The following is a 24,896-nucleotide window of genomic DNA, read 5'->3' as shown; positions in this document are numbered from 1 at the left end:
ATGTTACGGTTAGCATTAATACAGACCTTTCCTGTCTGCGGCGCCAGCCGGGACAGAACGTGCTGCCAGAGCGGTTTTTCCCGCCAGACGATTAACCCCTTATCTTTACCGCCCATACGGTTACCGCGTCCTCCGGCAAGAATAACGCCCGTTACTGTGGTGATTGGATAAGGAAAATGGGAAGTCATTATTCCTACACCCTCTTTTCTTGTGGTTTTAAGCCTGATAACGTAGCGAGTCAAAAATTACTACAGGGATCCCGGCATGAATTGTCATCGACTCAATGAATTACTGTCATTATTACAGCCTGTCTGGCAGCAAGACCCCGATCTGAATTTAACACAACTTTTGCAGAAACTTGCCGTTGAAGCTGGCTTTACTCAGTCACTGAATGAATTAACCGATGATGTATTAATTTATCATCTTAAAATGCGCGGTACGGAGAAACACGCAGAAATTCCTGGCCTGAAAAAGGATTATGAAGAGGATTTCAAAACGGCGCTGCTGCGGGCACGAGGTGTGATCAAAGATTAAGTTCATGCTGTGGCCCGCGTGTTTAATGATATTCTTGATCGTTCACTGATTGCGATTGCGAGTATGCCGGATGAAAGAACCTGCCTTCAATTTTCAAAATTTAAATCCTGACACTATTCTTGATGCGATCTGGGGACTCGGAATCAGGGTGGAGTCTGGTCTGACCGCGTTGAACAGCTATGAAAACAGAGTATGGCAGTTCAGCGACGAGGAAAAAAAACGCTATGTGGTAAAGTTCTACCGACCACAGCGCTGGTCAGCGCAGCAAATTCTTGAAGAACATCAATTTAGCGCTGAGCTTCAGGCCTCTGGGATACCTGTTGCTGCTCCTGAGGTTTTACACGGTGAAACGCTACATCAATATGAGGGTTATCTGTTCAGCGTGTTCCCCAGTTTGGGTGGTCGTCAGTATGAAACAGATAATTACAATCATCTGGAATGTGTAGGGCGTCACCTCGGGCGCATTCACCAGATTGGTCGGAAAAACGATTTTGCTGTGCGCCCTGCTATCAGTTTGCAGGAATACATTACTGAACCATTGCAGCTACTTGAAGTCAGTAACTTAATACCTAATCACCTCAAGGTAAATTTATTAAGCAGCGTTCACCTGGTCGGCACAACTTTACAAAATTGCTGGCATACTCAGTGGCAGTCTCTACGCCTGCACGGTGATTGCCATCCCGGCAATATTCTTTGGCGCGACGATCCGCTTTTTGTGGATTTGGATGATGCCCGAAACGGTCCGGCGGTGCAGGACCTGTGGATGCTTATCAATGGCGATATTCGGGAACAGCGTATCCAGTGGGAAATATTACTGGAAGCTTACAGTGAATTCAGTGATTTCGACTTACACGAATTGTCACTGATTGAGCCTTTACGCGCTATGAGGATGGTTTATTATCTGGCTTGGATTGTCCGTCGCTGGGAAGATCCGGCATTTCCGGTTAACTTTCCGTGGATAAAGGATGAGGATTTCTGGCGCAGGCAGATTTCTATCTTTAACGAGCAGGCCCGACTGTTGCAGGAGCCACCCTTGCAAATTATGCCCGCATTTCAGGGTTGATCGCCTTTCCGATCGACCTCTTTTTGTTGTCAGGAGAGAGTTTTTCGATGAAAAAAATTTTTTTTGCTCTAGTTGGTATGGTTCTGGCTTTCAGTGCATCAGCTGCTCAGTTCACCGATGGAAAGGAATATGTCACTTTGCAGAAGCCTGCAACCGGTGAACCTCAGGTGATGGAGTTTTTCTCTTTCTATTGCCCACACTGCTATGAATTTGAACATGTCTGGCATGTGAGTGATGCTGTGAAAAAGAACTTGCCGGCAAATACTAAAGTAACCAAATATCACGTTGAGTTCCTTGGTGGTGATATGGGTAAAACCGTTACTCAGGCATGGGCTGTGGCCATGGCGCTGGGAGTGGAAGATAAAGTTACCGCGCCTATTTTTGAAGGTATCCAGAAAACACAGATCATCACCGATCCTGCCAGCCTGAAAGATGTTTTCGTTAAATCTGCCGGTATTAGCCCTGAACAATATGATGCTGCCTGGAACAGCTTTGTCGTCAAGTCTCTGGTTGCCCAACAGGAAAAAGCGGCTGAAGACGTTAATTTACGTGGCGTTCCCGCAATGTTTATTAACGGCAAATATATGGTGAACAACGGCGGCCTGGACACCAGCTCAATGGATAACTATGTCCAACAATATGCTAACGTGGTTAAATTTCTGGTGACTCAGAAATAATCTCATTCATTGATGACGCCAGCTTCTGGCTGGCGTTGTTGCCTGTTATTGATAATAAGCAACCACTCCCGGCAGGACAATTGTGGGCGGCTCCTGACACCTAACTAATTAATATCCACATAAAATAAGTTCGGTAATATTTGCAGTAACGCTTTGTGGGAAAATATAACCTTATGATTATACTTGTTTTTTAATTTATCTCCGCATGCCTTTTCCACGTGTGAAAATACGTTATAAATTTTACACACAAAGTTATCCACAGTTTATTATTGCGATCCTTGCTGTAAATCTGCGTCATCAAACAACTTAATGTTCGTAGTTATTTCATTTTTCAGCCTTAGCTGTGGCATCCTTAACGCCATTGAGAAAATCAAAGAAGAACGTGACGACTTATGGCCCAAATTGCAGAAAACCCGCTCATTCTGGTAGATGGATCTTCTTATCTTTATCGTGCTTATCATGCTTTCCCTCCGCTGACCAATAGCTCAGGAGAACCCACCGGGGCAATGTATGGCGTGCTGAATATGCTGCGTAGCCTGTTATTACAGTACAAGCCAAGCCATGTGGCAGTGGTTTTTGATACCAAAGGAAAAACGTTTCGTGATGAGCTTTTCGAAGAGTACAAATCTCATCGTCCGCCAATGCCTGATGACCTGCGTGCCCAGATCGAACCTTTGCATAAAATGGTCAGGGCAATGGGGTTGCCTTTACTGGCGGTGTCCGGCGTCGAGGCGGATGACGTCATCGGTACACTGGCACTCGAAGCGGCAAAACGCGGTAAGTCGGTTCTCATCAGTACCGGCGATAAAGACATGGCGCAGTTAGTCACGCCTGATATTACGCTTATTAATACCATGAATAATGCCATTCTTGGCCCGGATGAAGTGGTGGAGAAATATGGTATTCCTCCGGCATTGATTATCGATTTTCTTGCTCTGATGGGGGACGCTTCGGATAACATTCCTGGTGTACCTGGCGTTGGCGAAAAAACGGCTCAGGCGCTGTTGCAGGGGCTGGGGGGGATTAATGATATCTTTGCCAATCTTGATAAAGTTGCCGGGTTGACTTTTCGCGGTGCGAAAACCATGGCAGCGAAGCTGGAGCAGAACAAAGAGGTCGCGTTGCTTTCTTACCAGCTGGCGACCATTAAGACCGATGTTGAGCTGGAACTTAGCAGTGAACAACTGACGGTGAGTGAACCGGCAGTTGAAGAGCTACTGAACCTGTTTCGCCACTATGAGTTCAAACGCTGGATCACCGATCTCGAAGAAGGTAAATGGTTACAGGGTAAAAAGAATAATTTGCAGGCGCAACACGCGCTGGCTGAAGACGTGCGGCCAACTGAGGTTGCCAGTGTGCTATCAGCAGAGGGTTATGTCACCATTCTTGACGAAGAATCCTTTACCGAGTGGCTGGAAAAACTTAAAACCAGCGATCTTTTTTCTTTCGATCTGGAAACAGACTCACTGGATACGCTCAGTGCCAATATCGTCGGTATTTCTTTTGCTGTTGCGCCGGGAGAAGCGGCCTACCTGCCTGTTGCTCACGATTATCTTGATGCCCCCGTTCAGCTGGATCGTGGGCAAGTTCTTGAACGGCTGAAACCGTTGCTTGAAGATGAGACCTTGCAGAAAGTAGGGCAAAATCTGAAGTACGATCGCGGCGTATTGAAAAATTACGATATTGAGTTGCAGGGTATAAAATTCGACACCATGCTGGAATCTTATGCGCTAAACAGCGTTGCCATACGGCATGATATGGACACGCTGGCTTCGCGCTGGCTGAACCACAAAACGGTTACCTTTGAAGAGATTGCCGGTAAGGGTAAGAAGCAGCTGACTTTCAACCAGATAGCTATTGAGCAGGCGGCGCATTACGCAGCAGAAGACGCTGATGTCACGTTACAGTTGCATTTCAAAATGTGGCCAGAGCTGGAAAAAGAAGCAGGCCCAAAGGCCGTTTTCAGTGAAATTGAAATGCCGCTGGTAACGGTCATTTCGCGTATTGAACGTAATGGCGTACTGATCGATCAAAATATCCTGGCGAAGCACTCGCAGGAACTGACAACGCGGCTTGGTGAACTGGAGTTAAAAGCGCATGAACTGGCTGGTGAGCCGTTCAATCTGTCATCAACGAAGCAGCTACAAACTATTCTTTTTGAAAAGCAGGGTATTAAACCGACGAAAAAAACGCCGGGTGGTGCACCTTCAACCAGTGAGGAAGTGCTGGCTGAACTGGCGCTGGATTATCCACTGCCAAAAGTGATCCTGGAACATCGCAGCCTGTCCAAACTAAAGTCTACCTATACAGATAAGCTTCCTCAGATGATCAATCCCCATACCGGACGGGTGCATACGTCTTATCATCAGGCAGTGACCGCAACGGGAAGGCTTTCTTCGAGCGATCCTAATCTGCAAAATATTCCGGTGCGCAATGAAGAAGGGCGGCGTATACGTCAGGCTTTTATTGCTTCACCTGGCCATAAGATTATCGCGGCAGACTATTCGCAGATCGAACTACGCATAATGGCGCATTTGTCACAGGACAGAGGATTGCTCAACGCCTTTTCCGCAGGGCAGGATATTCACCGTGCCACCGCGGCTGAAGTATTTAATATGTCGCTGGATAAAGTGACCACAGAACAGAGGCGCAGTGCCAAAGCCATTAACTTTGGTCTGATCTATGGCATGAGCGCATTTGGATTGTCCCGCCAGTTAAATATTGGTGCGGGTGAAGCGAAGAAATATATGGATTTGTATTTCGAACGTTACCCCGGCGTATTGGAATATATGGAAAGCACCCGTCAGCAGGCGGCGGAAAAAGGATATGTTGCCACCCTCGACGGCCGTCGACTCTACCTGCCGGATATAAAGGCCAGTAATGTTATGCGTCGTAAAGCCGCTGAGCGCGCGGCTATCAATGCCCCGATGCAGGGCACCGCAGCGGATATCATTAAAAAAGCGATGATTGATGTTGATGACTGGCTGAAGTCACAGGCTCATTCTGATGTGAAAATGATTATGCAGGTTCACGATGAACTGGTGTTTGAAGTGAAAACGTCAGAAGTGGAAGCCGCAAGTGCCAGGATCCGCCAACTGATGGAAAACAGCATGAAACTGGATGTCCCGTTGCAGGTTGATGTGGGCGTTGGTGATAACTGGGATCAGGCACATTAATCATATGAACCCAGCCAAACCCCGGCTGATTTTAATAAGATATCGGCCTGGTTTTTATCCATAAGAAAATGCTCTGGTTAACGGATTCAACCCGCCTGTGTTTTTTTGTCAGCGGAATTTCTGCTAACCGGTTATCGCAGAAGCATTTTTTTTGTAATTAAGCTACAAGCAATGCCGATTTTTGTGAGTTATGTTGGAAAAAATGTGGTTTTTTGTGAAATTTAACTACAAAAAAACTTTTGAGTACCGATAAAATCATGTAGAGTTCAGGACGTAGGGTACAGAGGTAAGATGTTCTATCTTTCAGACCTTTTACTTCACGTAATCGGATTTGGCTGAATATTAGCCGCCCCAGTTTTTTATAACTGGGGCGTTTTTTATTGGGTGTTTTTTGCCTCCACTCAGGCAGTTTTATCCTCAGTCTGAGAGGGTAATTCGCTGAACCAGCTGTCCAGTTTCAGGCGCAGCTTATCGATACCTGTCTTTTTAAGAGATGAAAACATCTCAACCTGAACATCACCAGCAAAATCTTTCGCTGCTTCACGCACCATATTCAGTTGGGCTTTGCGCGCACCGGAAGCCAACTTATCGGATTTGGTTAACAGCACCAGTACCTGAATACCGCTAAGCACTGACCACTGGATCATTTGTTGATCCAGCTCTTTCAGCGGATGGCGGATATCCATCAATATCACCAGCCCTTTGAGACACTGGCGTTTTTGCAGATACTCTGCCAGTGAGCGTTGCCATTTCAGCTTCATCTCTTCCGGTACTTCCGCATAGCCATAGCCGGGTAAATCCACCAGCCGGTAGCCTTCAGCTACCTGAAACAGGTTGATTAACTGGGTGCGTCCCGGCGTTTTACTGGTACGTGCCAGGCTTTTCTGATTGGTCAGCGTATTCAGCGCGCTGGATTTTCCCGCATTGGATCTTCCTGCAAAGGCCACTTCGATACCGGTATCGGCAGGGAGATGACGAATGTCAGGGGCGCTGGTAACAAAATGGGTAACGTGATAATTCCAGCCAGACAAAATAAGCACTCCAGAAATAAGGTCAGTTGCGCAAAGTATACCCTTACCGACCGGAAAGGCCCAGCGGGGCAGAGTCAGGAACCATTTGTTATACATGAGTGAGAGCTATTCAATGTGTTTTGCTTTTTCCCTGTTTTTTATATTAAAAAAAAATAATTATTTTTTCAGAGAAACTATGCACAAAAAAAACGGGTACTTCCTTGTAAATTTGACCACGTAGCCTAAAGTATTTCTCAAAGTCTGGAGGGCTTCCTTCAGGAAGAAGTGCTCAGGGAATATCAGGATGATGCAGAGCAGGGATGGAGCGTGTTGGGGAAAGCGCATTCGATGGAAAGGGATATCGTTCAGGAGAAGCGGACACGGCAACGGAAAACCGGGATGTTGTGTGCTAAAGAGGACACTGGTCAACGTTAGTCCTTCTGCGGAAGGTACCAGGAAAGGCGACGGGATAACCTGTCGCCTTTTGGCTTCTGATCGTTCCAGTCAGCTGTGCCTGTACTCTGAAACAAAGCAAATCAGTAGCAAACGTCTTTTACAGCGGTAATGCATTGGTACTCCCATCACATACTGACCTGAAGGTCTGCCTTGCACTGTTGAAAAACAGCCTGCTAATGACAGCGCAACAAAGAAGCCTTCTGCGTTTAATCTGACCAAGGAGATCGCTACGTTTCTGCTGTACCCTCACAGGTTAAAGCGCAGGTATTTTCCAACACGGTAAAATTTACAGCTGAAGAACAATGATTATTGTCACCTCAGTCCCGTGGCGCGGTTGGTTAATTAATATTTCCAGAAGATAAACTAATCAACTCACAATAAATCAGCAGACTGGCGGGAAATTGCGTCACTACCCCTACACTGAGTGCGTTCAGCCTGGAGGGTATCCGCTATTTTACAGGTGATTTTCTGCTCCTGCCTCTTTTGCCATGACGAATCAGTGCTATGATCGGCACCACGCAGCCCGGTTAGCGATCAGGGTTGGTTTGGCGTTTATCAGAGCACGCCATTCGGGCTGAATTCCCCCTTTCGGTGATCAACTATCTGGAATGGCATTCCGGTTGATATCGCATTTTACAGTGAAGATAAAGAGTCTGAGAGCAGAAACAATGAATCAACCTGCACGTGTGCCCCACGGTAAGAAACCGGCAGCAAAACGCAAAACGCGCGATCAAATCAACAGCGAAGCGCGCGATCGTAAACGTGAAAAAAAACAACGCGGCAATGCTTCCGGTAGCCGTGCAAATCCTGTTACATCTGAAAAGACGGGGGGGCAGGTCACAAAAGAGAAAGATCCGCGCATCGGCAGTAAAAAACCGATCGCACTGGGTGGCGATGCTCAGTCAGTGAAAAAAGCGGCAAAGCCCACCCGGAGCCGGTCCGGCGCTGAGAAAGCCCCGCGTCTGACGCCAGAAGAAGAGCTGGCGAAATTGGAAAACGACGAGCGTCTGGATGCGTTACTGGATCGGCTGGAGAGCGGCGAAGCGTTGAAAGCGGAAGATCAGGCCTGGCTCGATCAGACGCTCGATCGCATTGACGTACTGATGGAACAGTTGGGCATTGCCCTCGATGATGATGCCGAGGCTGATGATGAAGAAGCGGAAGAAAATATGTATCGCTTGCTGAAAGGCGGAAACTGACGCTTCTGGCAATGAAATTGATCTGTGGTGCCAGCAGTGCATTACTTTTGTTAAGGGTTCTCTGCTGATGAATTGGCCTGGATCAATTTACCTGATGATTTTGCTCTGCGGCCTGGTATGGATGTTGGTTAAAATACAGCGACTGTCCAGGCTGAAGAACCGTCTTCACAGGACAGGCATTCGTCCTCCACGCAGGCCGCTGCCACACACCCGACGGTCTACATCCAACCCCTCAGGAAGGAGTAAACATCGTGACGCAGATGATTGAATGGGATCAGACACTGATTCAGAAATACAATATCTCTGGTCCCCGTTATACCTCCTATCCCACCGCACTGGAATTTCACGAGGATTACGATGAGACGGCATTTTTGCAGGCCAGTCAGCGTTATCCAGACAGGCCGCTCTCGTTATATATCCATATCCCTTTCTGTCATCGGTTATGCTATTTCTGTGGTTGCAACAAGTTGGTAACACGACAGCAGCATAAAGCGGATGACTACCTGACCGCGCTGACCGTGGAGATTGCATCCCGCAGCAGGTTATTTGGCAACCGCACCGTTACCCAAATGCACTGGGGTGGTGGCACGCCAACCTGGCTGAACAAAATACAAATTACCCAACTGATCAATTTGCTACGTCAGCATTTTAATTTCAGTGAAGAGGCTGAGCTATCGATTGAAATTGATCCCAGAGAGATAGCAACGGATATGCTTGACCACCTGCGCTCGGCTGGTTTCAACCGTCTGAGTATGGGAGTGCAGGATTTTAATAAGGACGTACAGGAAAAGGTCAACCGCGTTCAGGATGAGGCGATGATCGTCAGGCTGATTGCGTATGCCAGACGGCTGGGTTTTATCTCGGTAAATCTTGACCTGATCTATGGCCTGCCCATGCAAACGCCGGAAAGCTTTGCTTTTACGTTGGAAAAGGTGGCCGCGCTGGTTCCCGACAGGCTCAGTATATTTAATTATGCACATATGCCCGGTCTGTTCGCCGCCCAACGCAAAATCAGGGAAGCCGACCTGCCCGATGCCGGACAGAAACTGGCGATTCTGCAACAGTCTGTCACCTTCCTGGCGGAGAAGGGGTATCAGTTCATTGGCATGGATCACTTTGCCCGTCCCGATGACGAACTGGCGATAGCCCAGCGGCAAGGGCGGCTGCATCGAAATTTTCAGGGCTATACTACCCAGGGTGGCAATGATCTGCTGGGTATGGGGGTTTCCGCCATTAGCATGATTGGTGACAGCTATGCGCAAAATCAGAAAGTGTTGAAAAGCTGGTATGCGGCGCTGGAGCGTCAGAAAACCGCGTTATGGCGTGGACTCCGCCTGACTTCCGATGATTGTCTGCGCCGGGATGTGATTAAAACGCTGATGTGCAACTTCTCGCTGAATTTTGCCGACTTTCAAACGGGTACACAGCGTTTTACGGACTATTTCTCTGAGGATTTAGCACTACTCGCCCCGTTTATTGCCGACGGGCTGGTGGAGTGTAACGAGCAAGGCCTGAGGGTTACCATGAAGGGGCGGATGCTGGTCAGAAATATCTGTATGTGCTTTGATATTTACCTGCGTCAGAAAGCGCGTATGCAGCAGTTCTCACGGGTGATTTGATCCGCAGCCAAACTAATGCATTATCCCTGCCTCAGTATTGCATAGCAGATTGCCAGCACCTTCGGGAAGCCGTCTGCTGAACCCTGTCTTACGATGGCACTGACGGTCACCGATCCCAGCCCGACCTCATATCCCGGATTTGCCTTCGCTAAATCTAATCACCCGGTTACCGGCAGACAATGCTATTGATACGTTGAGCGCACCTCATGGCTCCGCCATCGCCGGACTGGCAAACCTGCTTGATGACAAAGGCTGGTAAAACGCCTTTCCCTGGCAAAATCCAGCCGGGAATTTATTGATCTTATTTCCCAGGGCAAAGCGTGACAGTCTGGATGGCCGTCGCCTCACCAACGTATAAAGTTGGTGAGGCGACGAACACCGCGCCGTCAGATGATTTTTACGCTTTTACCGGTTTATTCCATCCCCAGCTCTTTTAGTTTGCGGGTCAGCGTATTACGTCCCCATCCCAGTAAGCGTGCTGCTTCCTGTTTATGCCCCTGAGTATGACGCAATGCGGTGGTCAACAGGGTGCGCTCCATTTCCGGCTGGGCTTCTGAAAGCAGATTTTGATGACCGGAACGAAGCGCCCGATCGGCCCACTGTGCCAGCAGCGTTGCCCAACTGTCGGGTAACGCGTGTACCTGCGTTTCCTGTGTCGCGGTCTCAAACAGCTCTCCCGGCAGATCCTGGATTAACACTTCCTGTCCTGCGGCCATTACCGTCAGCCAGCGGCAGGTATTCTCCAGCTGGCGTACGTTGCCTGACCAGTGCAGACGCGTCAGTGCCGTTTCCGTCTCCGGGTGCAGGATTTTTGCTTCAACACCCAGTTCACGCGCCGCAATCTGGAGGAAATAGCGAGCCAGACGCGGAATATCTTCCCGGCGTTCACGGAGCGGGGGCAGATGCACACGGATCACATTCAGACGATGGAACAGGTCTTCACGGAACTTACCTTCCTGCACGCGAAGCTCCAGATTCTGGTGGGTTGCCGCGATAATACGCACATCCACTTTGACTGGCGCATATCCTCCAACCCGGTAGAACTGGCCATCCGCCAGCACACGCAGTAAACGGGTTTGTACATCCAGCGGCATATCCCCTATTTCATCAAGGAAGAGTGTGCCGCCATCGGCCTGTTCGAAACGCCCCTGTCGGATTTGATTTGCGCCGGTAAATGCCCCTTTTTCATGGCCAAACAGTTCAGATTCAATCAGATCCTTTGGTATGGCCGCCATGTTCAGGGCAATAAATGGCGCTTTGGCACGCGGACTGTGGCGATGCAGGGCATGAGCAACCAGCTCTTTACCGGTTCCCGATTCACCATTAATCAGTACGCTGATTGACGAGCGGGAGAGGCGACCAATAATGCGGAACACGTCCTGCATCGCCGGTGCTTCACCGATGATATCGGTGGTTGGTCCACTGACCGGTTGGTTACGTGGCTGCTGCTGTTCCTGATAATGGCTGATCGCACGTTCAACCAGCGCCACGGCCTCATCAATATCAAAAGGCTTGGGCAGATAATCAAAAGCGCCCTGCTGATAGGCACTTACCGCCGCGTCCAGATCGGAGTGAGCGGTCATTATGATGACCGGAAGCATAGGATGGCGTTGTTTAATTTGTTTAAGTAGCGCCAGTCCATCCATACCGGGCATACGAATATCTGAAAGTAAAACGTCTGGGGTTTTGGTCGTGAGGGCGTCAAGCACCTCATTACCGCTGTCAAAGGTGGCACAGCTCAAACCGGCTCCAGTGAGCGCGCGTTCAAGCACCCAGCGGATGGAGCTATCGTCATCGACGATCCAAACTATCCCTCGTTGCATAGAAACCTCACTGGCGAATAGGCAGATAAACCGAAAATTCAGTGTGACCAGGCCAACTGCTGAACTCTATTTTTCCCGCATGCTGGTCGATCAGGCTACGGGCGATGGAGAGGCCTAAGCCTGTTCCGCCTTCGCGGCCGCTGACCATTGGATAAAACAGCGTATCCTGTAACTGTGCCGGAATACCGGGGCCATCATCTTCGACATCAATCCGCGCCACCAGACGATAACGAACTCCGTGTAGCGTAAGCTGAAATGCTGTGCGGGTACGAAGTGTAATAACGCCGCCTGCGTCACCCAATGCCTGTAGCGCATTGCGAACAACGTTAAGCAGAACCTGTTCGATTTGATCAGGATCGTGTGGCAGCTCCGGCAGGCTGGGATCGTAGTCCCGCACCAGCGTCACATTATCGGGAAGCTCCATCGACACCAGATTGACGACGCGTTCAGCCACCTGATGGATACTTTGTGTTACATGCATACCCGGCTGTTGTGGGCCAAGCAGGCGGTCAACCAGATTACGCAGGCGATCGGCCTGTTCGATGATGACCCTGGTGTACTCAGTTAAAGATGGATCAGGAAGCGCTTTTGCCAGAAGCTGGGCTGCCCCCCGCAATCCCCCCAGCGGGTTTTTAATTTCGTGTGCCAGACCCCGAACCAAATCCCGTGCGGCTACCTGCTGGGCGTGTTGAATCTGTTCCTGACTGAGACGGCGCTGATTATCCATCGGAGCCATTTCAAGCAGGATTAAACCATCGGACAGACGCTGCGCGGTCAATGACATAATATGCGCACGGCTGTCGACTACCAGAGTGACTTCGCTGTCGGTAAAGCCCTGACCGGCATTCAGACTTTCACGCATGACGTCAATATTTAACGAAAAATATCCCATCAGTTCCGGTAGCGGCGTACCAAAAAGCTTACGCGAGCTTTGTGCTAGTAGCTGCTGTGCCGCAGGATTGGCGTAATGCACCACCAGTTCACTGTCGACCAGCAATATGCTGTTAATCAGAGCGTTGAGAATCTGCCCAGCATCGGGCAGCATGCCTGTTGCCATACAGCATTCCCCTGCACTTTTTTAGTGCATTATAGTCTTTAACCCAGAAATCGTTGTACTGAACGATGAATCCGTGGTGAAAAAAGCCCATCCGAAGATGGGCTGAAATTTCCACGGCAATCGGTGCTGGCGACTTTCATGTCACAGCGATGATGGCTCCCTTTTCACGCTAATCAATGAACGGGAGCGCTTCGGTTGCTGTCTTGCTACGACAGAGAGTTCGCCGGGCTTAAAACGTTAATTAAACGCTGTAGTACAGTTCGAACTCAACGGGATGCGGAGTCATACGAACGCGATCCAGTTCGGTTTTACGCAGTTCGATATAGGCATCAATGGTGTCGTCAGTGAACACGCCGCCACGGGTCAGGAACTCGCGATCTTCGTTCAGTGCGTTCAGTGCTTCTTCCAGTGAACCGGCCACTTTTGGAATCTCAGCTTCTTCTTCCGGCGGCAGGTCATACAGGTTTTTGTCCATCGCGTCGCCAGGATGGATTTTGTTAATGATGCCGTCCAGGCCAGCCATCAGTAGGGCAGAGAAGCACAGGTAAGGGTTCGCCGCTGGATCCGGGAAACGCGCTTCGATACGACGTGCTTTCGGGCTGGCAACCACTGGGATACGGATGGAAGCAGAACGGTTACGTGCAGAATAAGCCAGCATAACAGGTGCTTCATAACCTGGGACCAGACGCTTGTAAGAGTTGGTGGTTGGGTTTGACAGTGCATTGATCGCTTTAGCGTGTTTGATAACACCGCCAATATAAAACAGCGCTGTTTCAGACAGGCCGCCGTACTTGTCACCAGAGAACAGATTGTTACCGTCTTTAGACAGGGACATGTGGCAGTGCATACCGGAACCATTATCACCAAAAATGGGTTTTGGCATAAAGGTTGCGGTTTTGCCATAAGCGTGGGCAATGTTGTGCACAACGTACTTGTAGATCTGAATTTCGTCGGCTTTTTTGGTCATGGTGTTGAAGCGGGTAGCCACTTCGTTCTGACCTGCGGTAGCCACTTCGTGGTGGTGAGCTTCAACCACCAGACCCATCTGCTCCATGGTCAGACACATAGCAGAGCGAATGTCCTGTGAGGAGTCGACCGGAGGAACCGGGAAGTAACCGCCTTTCAGACCAGGACGGTGACCTTTGTTGCCGCCTTCATATTCTTTACCGGTGTTCCAGGCCGCTTCGATATCGTCAATAGCAACATGGGAACCGGAAGTGGTGGCGCCAAAGCGCACGTCATCAAACAGGAAAAACTCAGGTTCTGGTCCAAAAAGCACGGTGTCTGCGATACCGGAAGAGCGCAGGAAGTCTTCTGCACGCTTGGCAATTGAACGCGGGTCACGGTCATAGCCCTGCATGGTGCCCGGCTCAAGAATATCACAACGGATAATCAGCGTAGGATCTTCAAAGAAAGGATCGAGAACGGCGGTGCTGGCGTCAGGCATCAGGACCATGTCGGATTCGTTAATCCCTTTCCAGCCACCAATCGAGGAGCCGTCAAACATTTTGCCTTCTTCGAAGAAGTCAGCGTTAACCTGATGAGCAGGGATGGTAACGTGCTGCTCCTTTCCCTTGGTATCGGTAAAACGCAGATCAACAAATTTAACTTCATGCTCGTTCATCATCGACAGAACGTGTTCAGCGGACATACTTAACTCTCCTGGATTATGTCATTGTCGTTGTGGCCAGAGGTCTTTACGACGGCAAATATTTTGCCTTTACAGGCGCGGTCATTCGATAATAAAGCGCTCTGACAGATTACCAACCTTGAGTGTAAACTGGCATCTTTTGCTTACAGGGATTAAAGCGAAATTTATGCCAACTTTTTAAATATGCTGAAAAAGCGCTATGATGCGCCCTCCCGTGAACCGGGGTCTGCACCAAGATGGATTTATCGCACCATGGTGGTGCTGTTTAGTGTAGTACAGGCACCTAAATGGTGCATTTCTCTGGCCCGGTGCAATTGTTGCACTGTAAATGGCTAAAAAAGCAAGCTGACAGTAATCTTTAATTGATATTTGTGATCCTGTTCAGTCCTTCGATTAATCCGTGTACAATAGCGCGCTATTTCTAATGCCTGAGGCAAAGCTGTGATCGAAAATTTGCGTAACATCGCCATTATTGCCCACGTTGACCACGGTAAAACTACCCTGGTTGATAAATTGCTACAGCAGTCCGGGACCTTCGACGCCCGCGCTGAAGCAACCGAACGCGTAATGGACTCCAACGATTTGGAGAAAGAGCGTGGGATTACCATCCTCGCAAAAAACACCGCCATTAAATGGAACGACTACCGCATCAATATCGTGGATACCCCGGGACACGCCGACTTCGGTGGTGAGGTTGAGCGTGTGATGTCAATGGTTGACTCGGTGCTGCTGGTTGTGGATGCAATGGATGGCCCAATGCCGCAAACCCGTTTCGTGACCAAAAAAGCGTTTGCTAATGGTCTGAAGCCGATCGTGGTGATTAATAAAGTCGACCGCCCTGGCGCGCGCCCTGACTGGGTGGTGGATCAGGTGTTTGATCTGTTCGTGAACCTTGACGCGACTGACGAACAGCTCGACTTCCCGGTGATTTATGCCTCGGCGCTGAACGGTATCGCTGGTCTTGACCATACCGATATGGCGGAAGACATGACGCCACTGTATGAAGCTATTGTGAAACACGTTTCGCCGCCGCAGGTTGAAATGGCTGCGCCGTTCCAGATGCAGATCTCTCAGCTGGACTACAACAACTATGTTGGTGTTATCGGCATTGGCCGCATCAAACGCGGTAAAGTGAAGCCAAACCAGCAGGTTACTGTCATCGACAGCGAAGGTAAAACCCGCAACGGTAAAGTGGGTAAAGTGCTGACTCACCTGGGGCTGGAACGCATTGATGCTACGGAAGCGGAAGCGGGCGATATCATCGCTATCACTGGTCTGGGTGAACTGAATATCTCTGACACCATTTGTGATCCTCAGAATGTTCAGGCGCTGCCAGCACTGAGCGTTGATGAACCGACCGTTACTATGTTCTTTAACGTCAATACATCACCTTTCTGCGGTAAAGAAGGTAAGTTTGTCACCTCTCGTCAGATCCTGGACCGCCTGAATAAAGAGCTGGTGCACAACGTGGCGCTGCGTGTGGAAGAAACTGCCGATGCTGATGCGTTCCGCGTATCCGGTCGTGGTGAGCTGCACCTGTCGGTGTTGATTGAGAACATGCGTCGTGAAGGCTTCGAACTGGCGGTATCCCGTCCGAAAGTTATCTTCCGTGAGTTCGAAGGCCGCAAGCAGGAACCATTCGAAAACGTCACTCTGGATATTGAAGAACAGCATCAGGGTGCTGTGATGCAGGCGATGGGTGAACGTAAAGCTGACATGAAAAACATGGACCCGGATGGTAAAGGTCGTGTCCGTCTGGATTATGTTATCCCAAGCCGTGGTCTGATTGGTTTTCGTAACGAATTTATGACCATGACCTCTGGCACCGGTCTGCTGTACTCCACCTTCAGCCATTATGATGATATCCGTCCGGGTGAAGTGGGGCAGCGTCAGAATGGCGTACTGATCTCTAACGGTCAGGGTAAAGCGGTAGCGTTTGCGCTGTTTGGTTTACAGGACCGTGGCAAGCTGTTCCTGGGGCATGGTGCAGAAGTTTATGAAGGCCAGATTATCGGTATTCACAGTCGTTCTAACGACCTCACCGTGAACTGTCTGACCGGTAAAAAACTGACTAACATGCGTGCATCAGGTACCGACGAAGCCACCACGCTGGTTCCGGCGATCAAGATGACGCTTGAGCAGGCGATTGAGTTTATTGATGATGACGAACTGGTAGAAGTAACGCCGATTTCCGTCCGTATTCGTAAGCGTCACCTGACTGAAAACGATCGTAAACGCGCCATGCGCGGAAGCAAAGAAGCTTAACCTGCCTTTTAGCCGTCAACACAGGGTCAGTATCTTCTGGCCCTGTATTTTTCTCTCTCTGAATCTTCCTTCCAGTTTTTAAATTTCCGACCTGTTCAGGCTTTCGTTTTACCGCTAGAGTGAATAGCCTGGCGGAACAAAAGGAGATGGTCATGCTGTATATCTTTGATTTAGGTAACGTCATTGTTGATATTGACTTCAACCGGGTCCTGGGTGTGTGGAGCGATCTGGGACGAGTGCCATTAGCCACGCTACAAAGCAACTTCACCCTGGGTGAAAACGTGCACCGACACGAGCGCGGGGAAGTCAGCGATGAGCACTTTGCGAAACAGGTTTGTGAGGAACTGGGACTTGCCCTGAGCTTCGAACAGTTCACCGCCGGCTGGCAGGCGATTTTTGTCGGCGTGCGGCCCGACGTGTTGCAGGTGATGCAAGCGTTGCGCCAAAGGGGCGATCGCGTCGTTATTCTCTCTAATACCAACCGTCTGCACTGTCGTTTCTGGCCTGAGGAATATCCTGAAGTACAGCGTGCTGCGGATAAAATTTATCTTTCGCAGGATATGGGGATGCGCAAACCTGAAGCCCGTATTTATCAGCGGGTGCTGAATGAAGAGGGTTTCAGCGCCGACCAGACGATTTTCTTTGATGAGAACCTTGAAAACATTGAAGGTGCCCGTGCGCTTGGAATCAAAAGTGTTCATGTTACGGATGCCAGCGTCATCCCCGCTTTTTTTGCTGAAAAGCAGTGATGCTGTGCCGTCATAACGCTTACCGGTCTCGTCTGAGGATGTTCTGGTCATGGCTTAAACTGCTCTGGCAGAGAATCAATGAAGATGCCATGACCACGCTGGCGGGTAATCTGGCTTATGTGTCACTCCTTTCACTGGTCCCGCTGGTGGCGGTGGTATTTGCGCTGTTTGCCGCTTTTCCGGCATTTTCCTCGGTCAGCAGCCAGCTTAAGACCTTCATTTTCAGTAATTTTGTTCCCGCATCGGGTACGGCAATCCAGAGTTATCTTGAGCAGTTTGTGGCCAACATCAACAAGATGACCGCCGTGGGAGCCTGTGGGCTGGTGGTAACCTCGCTGTTGTTGATGTATTCCATTGATACCGCACTCAATACCATCTGGCGTAGCCAGCGCAAACGCCCATTAGTCTATTCCTTTGCCGTTTACTGGATGATCCTGACGCTGGGGCCGCTGCTGGCCGGGGCCAGTCTGGCTATCAGCTCCTATCTGCTATCGCTTCGTTGGGCCTCGGTAACTGGCGTCAGCTGGCTGATTGACTATGGACTGAGAATTTTTCCGCTACTGCTCTCATGGCTCGCTTTCTGGCTGCTCTACAGTATCGTTCCCACCCGTCAGGTTGCGTGGCGTGATGCGTTCATTGGGGCGATGATTGCCGGATTGTTGTTTGAGCTGGGGAAAAAAGCCTTTGCGCTCTATGTTACGATGTTTCCGTCATACCAGCTGATTTATGGCGTGCTGGCGGTTATTCCCATACTGTTCCTTTGGATCTACTGGACCTGGTGTATTGTTTTGCTGGGTGCAGAGATAACCGCGACGCTGCATGACCACCGTATGATGAAACAGCAGGAACAGGAAAAAGAAGGCAACAGGATATGATCGCGTTAATACAACGGGCGTTAAGCGCCAGCGTCACGGTAGCCGGAGAAACTATCGGTGAAATCGGCCCTGGATTGCTAATCTTACTCGGTGTTGAAAAAGGGGATGACCAGCAAAAAGCACGGCGGTTATGTGAGCGCGTGTTGGGCTATCGTATCTTCAGTGATGACCAGGGGAAAATGAATCTGAATGTCCGGCAGGCGGGAGGTAGCCTGTTGGTTGTGTCGCAGTTTACGTTGGCGGCTGACACGCAAAAGGGCCTGCGTCCGGGGTTTTCGCGTGGGGCTGAACCGGCTGAAGCTGAGCGGCTTTACGCGTATTTTGTCGACTGTTGCCGTGAAAAGGGTATTACCACTGATACCGGCCGTTTTGCCGCCGACATGAAAGTTGCACTGGTTAACGATGGTCCCGTGACATTCTGGCTACAGGTATAAGCTCCCTTCAGGGGAAGTAAACCAGATTTATAGAGAGAATTATTTATGTATCACCTTCGGGTTCCTGAAACAGCGGAAGAGCTGGATATGTACTATCAGTTTCGCTGGGAAATGCTGCGTAAGCCCCTGCATCAACCATTGGGTTCGGAGCGTGATGCCTGGGATGCGCTGGCACATCATCAGATGGTGGTTGATGAACGTGGAGAACTGGTCGCCATTGGCCGATTGTATATTAATGCAGATAATGAAGCGGCAATCCGTTTTCTGGCGGTTCATCCTTCTGTTCAGGGTAAGGGGTTGGGAACGCTGGTGGCGATGACGCTGGAGTCTGTGGCGCGCCAGGAAGGTGTAAAACGTGTTGTTTGCAGTGCGCGTGAGGGCGCTGAGGCCTTTTTTGCCAAGCTTGGTTATCTCAATGAGGGTGAAGTCACCGTACCGCAAACCACCCCGGTACGTCATTTTTTGATGGTTAAGCCCGTTATTACCCTGGATGACATTTTGCATCGTGCCGACTGGTGTGGTCAGTTGCAGCAGGCATGGTACGAGCATATCCCTCTCAGTGAGAAAATGGGGGTGCGCATTCAGCAATATACCGGGCAGAAGTTTATCACCACCATGCCGGAAACCGGCAATCAGAATCCGCATCACACGTTGTTTGCTGGCAGCCTTTTCTCGCTGGCCACCCTGACCGGCTGGGGGCTAATCTGGCTGCTGTTACGGGAGCAACATCTGGGCGGTACCATCATCCTGGCGGATGCGCACATTCGCTATCATCGTCCTGTTGTCGGTAAGCCGGGCGCGGTAGCTGATTTAGGTTCACTGAGTGGGGATCTCGATCGCCTGGCCAGGGGCAGAAAAGCGCGTGTGCAACTGAACGTGGAACTGTTGGGTAATGACGTGTGCGGAGCCGTGTTTGAGGGGGTGTATATTGTATTGCCGCCCGATCCCGAAGGTACATTAGAGCAGGGCGGCTCGCCGATGTGATAATGCGCTGAATCAGCGCCCCTTTTTCTTGCGCCCCGGTTGGGTAAAGCGCTTGCGGGCAGCCGGATTACCGGCGGGTTTTTCACCTGACTTAGGCCCGCTGACGGCGGGTTTCTTTGCTGTAGCAGACCTGGGTTTGGTTTTTTTCACCGTGGGTTCTTCCGATGAAGAACCTTCCAGAAGCCGAAACAGTTCAACCAGCTCATCACCGGTCAGGTCACGCCATTCGCCGAGGGGGAGTCCCTTCAGGTTGACGTTCATGATTCTGGTGCGCTCAAGCTTTGTAACTTCATAACCGAAGTGCTTACACATGCGGCGTATCTGCCGATTCAATCCCTGAACCAGGGTAATGCGAAAGACAAACGGCGCTTCTTTTTTCACCTTACACTTTTTAGTGACTGTTCCAAGCATCGGTACGCCAGCACCCATACCATGAATAAACTCATCGGTTATCAGTTTGTTGACGGTGACCAGATACTCTTTTTCATGGTTATTCCCGGCGCGGAGGATCTTATTGACCAAATCCCCGTGGTTGGTCAGGAAAATCAGCCCCTGAGAATCTTTATCCAGCCGTCCGACAGGGAAAACGCGTTTACTGTGGTTAACAAAATCACTGATGTTGTCACGTTCACCTTCTTCCATCGTGGTGATGATACCTACAGGCTTGTTCAGGGCGATAAGCACCAGATCTTCTTCGTTTCTTGGCTCAATCAGCTGACCGTTAACTTTCACCACATCACCGGCAGAAACCTGAGCACCCACCGAGGCGCGTTTACCGTTGATAAAAACGTTGCCCTGTTCGATGTAACGATCGGCATCACGGCGGGAGCATATCCCGCTTTCACTGATATATTTATTGAGGCGCGTTGAGGAGTTGGTCAGCATGATTATTCCGCAAATAAGCGGATGATACCTTTAAATGATTATTGCGCGCCAGCCACCAGGCCATCGTTCATGGTTTGCTGCAGCGTTTTGTCACCAGCGGTGATGGCTAATGTGCCGTTAGTCGCTGATTTTAATGGCACGCCAGCCGCAAGACTGCTCTGAATTTTCAACTGAAGATGACCATCGCCGGTGAGTGGTACTGTCGGCCATCCCCAGTCATGCAGCAAATTGACCGGCACGTTACGGCCATTCAATGTCAGTGACAGTCGGCGTTCGGGTTGCTGAGACAGTGTTGCCAGGCTTTCCAGCATACCGTCGTGAGTAAATGCGCTCATCTCTGTTACGTTAATGCTGTTGTTACCGGCGTTAAGAGACATGGAAGGGTGGCGCACATCGACACGGTTAAACGTGGCCTCTGCGGCATTAAAACTGAGATCGCCTGACCAGACACCCCACTGATGATTGCGTGCTATCAGCAGATGATTGCCATTGCCCTCCAGCGAGGTGAGCTGGAAAGGGAAATCAGGATTAATATCAATAATCAGATTACGGTTTGCCACAAACTTTGTCACTTCCACACTGTCCAGCCATTCGGGTAACGTGGCCATCCAGCGTTCGCGCCAGTTCAGTGGCAGCGTATATTCAAGACCGGCTACCGCCAGCTCATCAAGCGTCAGCTTCTTACTATCCCGTGCCCAACGACCTGAAGTACGGATCAACCCGTTCACCCAGCGTGAACTGAACTGTTTCAGCGCAATACCTTCAGGAGAAAATGTCAGATTGGCAATCGGGTCGTTTAGTTCCAGACTGCCGTTCACAAACGTGCTGGCATTCATTGAGAGTGAACCCGCTTTGCTTTCCCAGCTACCCCTGTTAAGGGTGATGTTTTTTAATGCCAAATCAAGATCGGTCACCGCCCAGTCCTTTCCTTCCAGCCGTGCGTCGGTCACGTCGATACGGTCAAAATGGACCGAGGGCAATGAAGCGAGTGGAGCAAGTAAATCAGAAATTGACAGCCTGCTCTGGAGGCGGATGTTGTTAAGTCGCAGAGCAGAAACCAGCCAGTTACCCTGAGCATCACATTGTGCGCTGGTGGTGACTGAGCCCATGGCCACGTCGGCACCAAGGTTATTTATCACCAGCTGATTGTGATTGCGTGTCCCCTGCAACAGCACGTTGGTCGCTGCAATACCGTTAACCTCCAGTGCCCCTGCGCTGATCTGGAAGCGGGTATCGTTACCGATAAAATCCCCCACTTCGGGGTACCACGGCAAAATACCGCCGTCCACCTGTTTAGCGACCAGCGGGAATTTACTGCCCGGACGGTTGAGGATCATTTGATTCAGTTGTAGTCGGTCGGCTGAAAGAGGGAGGGGTTGACCGTTGCTATTGAGGTTAAGCGTGCCATTTTCCAGCTGGATAATGGCAAAATGCAGTGGACTGGAGAACTGTGCGCGACTGAGAACTACATCGACCTTTTTGGCAACCACAATAGCGGGCTGGGTTTTAAATCCGAAGGAAACGTTATTAAGGGTAAAATGAGTTGGATTGGAAAAATGATGTTCCAGTTTCGAAAAAGCGATCTGATACTCAGTATGTTCACTGACAGCACGGCTGATCCAGCTGCTCCCCCATCGGGTTTGCATCAGCAGATATGTTGCAACCACTGCCATCAGTAACAGCAGCACTATTGTCAGCAAAATTTTTCCTGTAAATTTCATTGCATCCGTTCCTCAGATCGTTCGGTAAGATATTGTTATGCCTGATTTATCATCGAAGCTCAACCGGGAGATGACGGCGGCAGGCCCGCCGTCTTTGCAGCCGCTGAGATTATTTTTCCTGCGGAAACAGAAGATTCAGAACGATCGCAGTGATGCCGCCCGCAGCGATACCGGACGAGAGCAGCGTTTTCAGCCACTCAGGGGCAAATTGCAGGATGAGCGGTTGCTGAGATACGCCTAAACCTACGGCCAGTGACAGTGCAATAATCATGATTGCACGGCGATTTAATGGTTCACGTGACACAATTCGCACACCGGAGGCGGCAATAGTACCGAACATCACGATAGTGGCACCGCCCAGCACCGGCTCAGGAATATGCTGAACAAAGCCACTGACCGCCGGAAACAGGCCCAGAACAATCAGCATCAGCGCCACCACAAAACCGACATAACGGCTGGCAACGCCTGTTAGCTGGATCACGCCATTATTCTGACCAAAGCATGAGTTGGGGAAGGTGTTGAACAGGGCGGAAACGCAGGAATTCAGGCCATTTGCCAGCACCCCGCCCTTCAGGCGCTTCATGTAAAGCGGACCGCTAACCGGTTGTTCAGAGACGTCTGACGTCGCGGTGATATCGCCAATGGTTTCCAGTGAGGTGACCATAAAGACCAGCATCAGCGGCACCAGCAGATTCCAGTCGATACCCAGTCCATAATAGAACGGCACTGGCACTGTAAGCAGCGCCTGATGAGACGGCGTGGTGTTTTCCGGTAGCATACCCATCACCCAGGCCAGCAGATAACCCACTGCCATTGCGATCACCAGTGAAGCCACGCGGATATATGGATTTTTCTGACGGTTGAGCAGAACGATAACCAGTAGCACCGTGCCCGCCAGCAGTAGATTTTTTGGTGCACCAAAGGTGTGATCGTTCATCGCCGCGAAACCGCCGCCAATCGACGTCAGACCAACCTGAATCAGAGACAGACCAATAATCATTACCACAATGCCTGACACTAACGGCGTAATAATACGACGGGCCAGATGCAGTACGCGGGACAGCAGCATCTCGGTACAGGAGGCTAACATCAGCGTACCAAAAAGCGCTGCCATCATGGTTTTTACATCGGCACCGCCATGTTTCAGTGCCATCCCGCCCATGATCAGTGGCGTAACAAAGTTGAAGCTGGTGCCCTGAATCGACAACAGCCCGGAACCAACCGGACCCCAGGTTTTTATCTGTAGAATCGACGCAACCCCAGAAGCAAACAACGACATGCTGATGATGTGCTGGGTATCCTGGGCGGGCAGGCCCAGCGCCTGGCAAATCAACAACGCCGGGGTAATAACGGCCACAAACATCGCCAACAGGTGCTGACATGCGGCAAACACGGTTTGTGGTAAAGGTGGCCTGTCTTCCAGTCGGTAAATCAACTCACTTTTTTCTGCTGACGGGGTGTTAGCGGACATTGTCACGGTTCTCTGGTGAATAAAAAAGCGATTCTAATCGTGCACGAAGCAAAAGCAAACGATTGCTGTACCTGAGCCTCGTTTAATCTGGCCAGAAAGTGAAAAACCATGACAGGGATAGTAAATAGCAATGGGTCGAAAAAATGGTTTCGCCGTATTGCTACCAAAAGCAACAGGAAATACAAAGAAAGGTAAACGAAATATTTTTTAAAGGTTCAGCATTTGACTCGAAAAGAAATCATACGCAATTCAGAAAAAACGCATTTTATAAAGAATGCCAAGAGCATAATAAGCGGAAATAGAGTTAAACCGCATAATGAAGAATTTCATTTTTTCATTTCTGCTAAGTAAATTAAAAATCCCTTTCGGATATTTTTTCTTCTTAAGTTCATTGATTTCGCTAACAATACCCGATTGAGAGAATGATGAATAATACATTGAAGTGACAATCTGCATATCCAGCGCGAGCATTCGTTTTGAAACCCCTTTTGTGAAGAATTTCAGATTACTGTTCTTGTATTTATTGATAAGTATATTATAGGTTTCCGTTAAGTGTTTTTTCCGTACTACCAGTTCCTGATGGCTAACTCTTTTCTTTGACAGCGAGTCAGACAAATTCTCATAATAATATGAAGAACTGCTAATGACAAGCATATTGTCTGCGTGATTGTGATAGCGAAGGTTAAACAAAAGATCTTCACTCATGGAGATTCCTTCCTGAAAACACAGGTTGAATTTATCGATAATTTCTTTTCTGTAACACTTATTGTGCAAATAGCCAATATTATCGGTTACTTCCAAATCACCGAGAACAGAAGGAATATCCTCAGTATTAAAAAATCCATACTGAGAAACTTTTCCTATTCTGTCGTCTTCAAGATTACCTATAATTAAATCCACTGAATTATCTTTAAAACTGTTCAGGTTTTCTTTGAAGATAAGTAAAAAGTTGTTATCAATCCAGTCATCTGAATCAAGGAAAAGAACGTAATCACCAGAACAGTTTTTTAATCCGGTATTTCTTGCTGAGCTTACTCCACCATTGTTCTGAGGGATGACCTTTATTTGTTTATGACCAGTAAATTCTTCAAGAATGGTGGCGCTGTTATCTGTGCTTCCATCATTAACAATAATCACCTCATAATTACTGTAAGTCTGATTCAGTACACTTATCATGGTGCGATGGATTGTTTTTTGAGCATTATAGACAGGTATAATGATACTAAACATAGTTTTTTCATTCATAT

Annotated in this window: 21 protein-coding genes; 12 read left to right on the top strand and 9 right to left on the bottom strand. The window is 49.5% G+C overall.

The features are described 5' to 3' along the window. On the bottom strand, positions 1–188 hold a 188-nt coding region (locus EB241_RS20070; protein WP_158612433.1), incomplete at its 3' end, for an NTP transferase domain-containing protein. A gap of 76 nt (positions 189–264) precedes the next feature. Here EB241_RS20070 and EB241_RS20065 point away from each other — a divergent pair. The 5 genes from EB241_RS20065 (at position 265) to EB241_RS22090 (ending at position 5,789) form a co-directional block, all read left to right on the top strand. Next, complete coding sequence (locus EB241_RS20065) at positions 265–534, top strand: YihD family protein (protein ID WP_124234839.1); 270 nt, start codon at positions 265–267, stop codon at positions 532–534. Between the two features lie 70 nt (positions 535–604). Next, a complete protein-coding gene (locus EB241_RS20060) occupies positions 605–1,597 on the top strand; it encodes a serine/threonine protein kinase (protein ID WP_124234838.1) in 993 nt (330 codons plus the stop codon). Between the two features lie 47 nt (positions 1,598–1,644). Continuing rightward, positions 1,645–2,274 carry a thiol:disulfide interchange protein DsbA gene (gene dsbA, locus EB241_RS20055; protein WP_124234837.1) on the top strand — a complete coding sequence of 210 codons (630 nt, stop codon included), beginning with the start codon at positions 1,645–1,647 and terminating at the stop codon, positions 2,272–2,274. A gap of 392 nt (positions 2,275–2,666) precedes the next feature. Next, positions 2,667–5,450, top strand: a complete 2,784-nt coding sequence (polA, locus tag EB241_RS20050; protein ID WP_124234836.1) for a DNA polymerase I — start codon at positions 2,667–2,669, stop codon at positions 5,448–5,450. 291 nt (positions 5,451–5,741) lie between these two features. Next, positions 5,742–5,789 carry a spot 42 RNA, inhibition of DNA synthesis gene (locus EB241_RS22090; protein ID WP_071892919.1) on the top strand — a complete coding sequence of 16 codons (48 nt, stop codon included), beginning with the start codon at positions 5,742–5,744 and terminating at the stop codon, positions 5,787–5,789. Between the two features lie 62 nt (positions 5,790–5,851). Here EB241_RS22090 and yihA read toward each other — a convergent pair whose 3' ends face one another. Beyond that, positions 5,852–6,481, bottom strand: a complete 630-nt coding sequence (yihA, locus tag EB241_RS20045; RefSeq protein ID WP_199737407.1) for a ribosome biogenesis GTP-binding protein YihA/YsxC — start codon at positions 6,479–6,481, stop codon at positions 5,852–5,854. 1,103 nt (positions 6,482–7,584) lie between these two features. Between yihA and yihI the strand changes: the two genes are divergently transcribed. Then, on the top strand, positions 7,585–8,115 hold the full coding sequence (yihI, locus tag EB241_RS20040) for a Der GTPase-activating protein YihI (protein ID WP_124234835.1): 531 nt from the start codon (positions 7,585–7,587) through the stop codon (positions 8,113–8,115). Between the two features lie 260 nt (positions 8,116–8,375). Continuing rightward, entirely contained in the window at positions 8,376–9,734 is a 1,359-nt protein-coding gene (hemN, locus tag EB241_RS20030) for an oxygen-independent coproporphyrinogen III oxidase (RefSeq protein WP_124234843.1), read from the top strand. Positions 9,735–10,147: 413 nt separating this feature from the next. On the opposite strand, the gene glnG is transcribed toward hemN, so the two are convergent. The 3 genes from glnG to glnA form a co-directional block, all read right to left on the bottom strand. Further along, entirely contained in the window at positions 10,148–11,557 is a 1,410-nt protein-coding gene (glnG, locus tag EB241_RS20025; RefSeq protein ID WP_124234833.1) for a nitrogen regulation protein NR(I), read from the bottom strand. A 7-nt stretch (positions 11,558–11,564) separates the two neighbouring features. Continuing rightward, positions 11,565–12,614, bottom strand: a complete 1,050-nt coding sequence (gene glnL / locus EB241_RS20020; RefSeq protein ID WP_124234832.1) for a nitrogen regulation protein NR(II) — start codon at positions 12,612–12,614, stop codon at positions 11,565–11,567. Positions 12,615–12,855: 241 nt separating this feature from the next. Further along, positions 12,856–14,265 (bottom strand): glutamate--ammonia ligase, encoded by a 1,410-nt coding sequence (gene glnA, locus EB241_RS20015; protein WP_124234831.1) that lies wholly within the window; start codon positions 14,263–14,265, stop codon positions 12,856–12,858. A 441-nt stretch (positions 14,266–14,706) separates the two neighbouring features. Here glnA and typA point away from each other — a divergent pair, with 441 nt between their 5' ends. The 5 genes from typA (at position 14,707) to fabY (ending at position 19,572) form a co-directional block, all read left to right on the top strand. Further along, positions 14,707–16,530 carry a ribosome-dependent GTPase TypA gene (gene typA / locus EB241_RS20010; RefSeq protein WP_124234830.1) on the top strand — a complete coding sequence of 608 codons (1,824 nt, stop codon included), beginning with the start codon at positions 14,707–14,709 and terminating at the stop codon, positions 16,528–16,530. A 152-nt stretch (positions 16,531–16,682) separates the two neighbouring features. Continuing rightward, entirely contained in the window at positions 16,683–17,279 is a 597-nt protein-coding gene (gene yihX / locus EB241_RS20005) for a glucose-1-phosphatase (protein ID WP_124234829.1), read from the top strand. Further along, complete coding sequence (locus EB241_RS20000; protein ID WP_124234828.1) at positions 17,279–18,154, top strand: virulence factor BrkB family protein; 876 nt, start codon at positions 17,279–17,281, stop codon at positions 18,152–18,154. The genes yihX and EB241_RS20000 overlap by 1 nt, the downstream gene beginning before the upstream one ends. Then, the gene (gene dtd / locus EB241_RS19995; protein ID WP_124234827.1) at positions 18,151–18,588 is read left to right on the top strand and encodes a D-aminoacyl-tRNA deacylase; all 438 of its coding nucleotides are present in this window, start codon (positions 18,151–18,153) and stop codon (positions 18,586–18,588) included. Before EB241_RS20000 ends, dtd begins: the two co-directional genes overlap by 4 nt. Before the next feature lie 45 nt (positions 18,589–18,633). After that, positions 18,634–19,572 (top strand): fatty acid biosynthesis protein FabY, encoded by a 939-nt coding sequence (fabY, locus tag EB241_RS19990; RefSeq protein WP_124234826.1) that lies wholly within the window; start codon positions 18,634–18,636, stop codon positions 19,570–19,572. A gap of 12 nt (positions 19,573–19,584) precedes the next feature. On the opposite strand, the gene rluF is transcribed toward fabY, so the two are convergent. The 4 genes from rluF to EB241_RS19970 all read right to left on the bottom strand — a co-directional run bounded on the left by rluF (position 19,585) and on the right by EB241_RS19970 (position 24,894). After that, a complete protein-coding gene (gene rluF / locus EB241_RS19985) occupies positions 19,585–20,457 on the bottom strand; it encodes a 23S rRNA pseudouridine(2604) synthase RluF (RefSeq protein WP_124234825.1) in 873 nt (290 codons plus the stop codon). Between the two features lie 38 nt (positions 20,458–20,495). Further along, positions 20,496–22,178, bottom strand: coding sequence for an AsmA family protein (locus tag EB241_RS19980; protein ID WP_124234824.1), 1,683 nt, complete (start codon positions 22,176–22,178; stop codon positions 20,496–20,498). A gap of 109 nt (positions 22,179–22,287) precedes the next feature. Then, entirely contained in the window at positions 22,288–23,649 is a 1,362-nt protein-coding gene (locus EB241_RS19975; RefSeq protein WP_124234823.1) for a nucleobase:cation symporter-2 family protein, read from the bottom strand. A 249-nt stretch (positions 23,650–23,898) separates the two neighbouring features. Further along, a complete protein-coding gene (locus tag EB241_RS19970) occupies positions 23,899–24,894 on the bottom strand; it encodes a glycosyltransferase family 2 protein (RefSeq protein ID WP_124234822.1) in 996 nt (331 codons plus the stop codon). Positions 24,895–24,896: the final 2 nt, after the last annotated feature.

It is taken from the genome of Erwinia psidii, from assembly GCF_003846135.1.
GTDB classification, from domain to species: Bacteria; Pseudomonadota; Gammaproteobacteria; order Enterobacterales; family Enterobacteriaceae; genus Erwinia; species Erwinia psidii.
The sequence above is the reverse complement of the archived record's forward strand: the minus strand, read 5'-3'. Positions and strand labels throughout refer to the sequence as shown.

Coding starts and splice junctions, on each gene's coding strand:
- EB241_RS20065 (WP_124234839.1), top strand. CDS start 265: ATGAATTGTCATCGACTCAATGAATTACTGTCATTATTACAGCCTGTC.
- EB241_RS20060 (WP_124234838.1), top strand. CDS start 605: ATGAAAGAACCTGCCTTCAATTTTCAAAATTTAAATCCTGACACTATT.
- dsbA (WP_124234837.1), top strand. CDS start 1,645: ATGAAAAAAATTTTTTTTGCTCTAGTTGGTATGGTTCTGGCTTTCAGT.
- polA (WP_124234836.1), top strand. CDS start 2,667: ATGGCCCAAATTGCAGAAAACCCGCTCATTCTGGTAGATGGATCTTCT.
- yihI (WP_124234835.1), top strand. CDS start 7,585: ATGAATCAACCTGCACGTGTGCCCCACGGTAAGAAACCGGCAGCAAAA.
- hemN (WP_124234843.1), top strand. CDS start 8,376: ATGATTGAATGGGATCAGACACTGATTCAGAAATACAATATCTCTGGT.
- glnG (WP_124234833.1), bottom strand. CDS start 11,557: ATGCAACGAGGGATAGTTTGGATCGTCGATGACGATAGCTCCATCCGC.
- glnL (WP_124234832.1), bottom strand. CDS start 12,614: ATGGCAACAGGCATGCTGCCCGATGCTGGGCAGATTCTCAACGCTCTG.
- glnA (WP_124234831.1), bottom strand. CDS start 14,265: ATGTCCGCTGAACACGTTCTGTCGATGATGAACGAGCATGAAGTTAAA.
- yihX (WP_124234829.1), top strand. CDS start 16,683: ATGCTGTATATCTTTGATTTAGGTAACGTCATTGTTGATATTGACTTC.
- EB241_RS20000 (WP_124234828.1), top strand. CDS start 17,279: ATGCTGTGCCGTCATAACGCTTACCGGTCTCGTCTGAGGATGTTCTGG.
- dtd (WP_124234827.1), top strand. CDS start 18,151: ATGATCGCGTTAATACAACGGGCGTTAAGCGCCAGCGTCACGGTAGCC.
- fabY (WP_124234826.1), top strand. CDS start 18,634: ATGTATCACCTTCGGGTTCCTGAAACAGCGGAAGAGCTGGATATGTAC.
- rluF (WP_124234825.1), bottom strand. CDS start 20,457: ATGCTGACCAACTCCTCAACGCGCCTCAATAAATATATCAGTGAAAGC.
- EB241_RS19980 (WP_124234824.1), bottom strand. CDS start 22,178: ATGAAATTTACAGGAAAAATTTTGCTGACAATAGTGCTGCTGTTACTG.
- EB241_RS19975 (WP_124234823.1), bottom strand. CDS start 23,649: ATGTCCGCTAACACCCCGTCAGCAGAAAAAAGTGAGTTGATTTACCGA.
- EB241_RS19970 (WP_124234822.1), bottom strand. CDS start 24,894: ATGAATGAAAAAACTATGTTTAGTATCATTATACCTGTCTATAATGCT.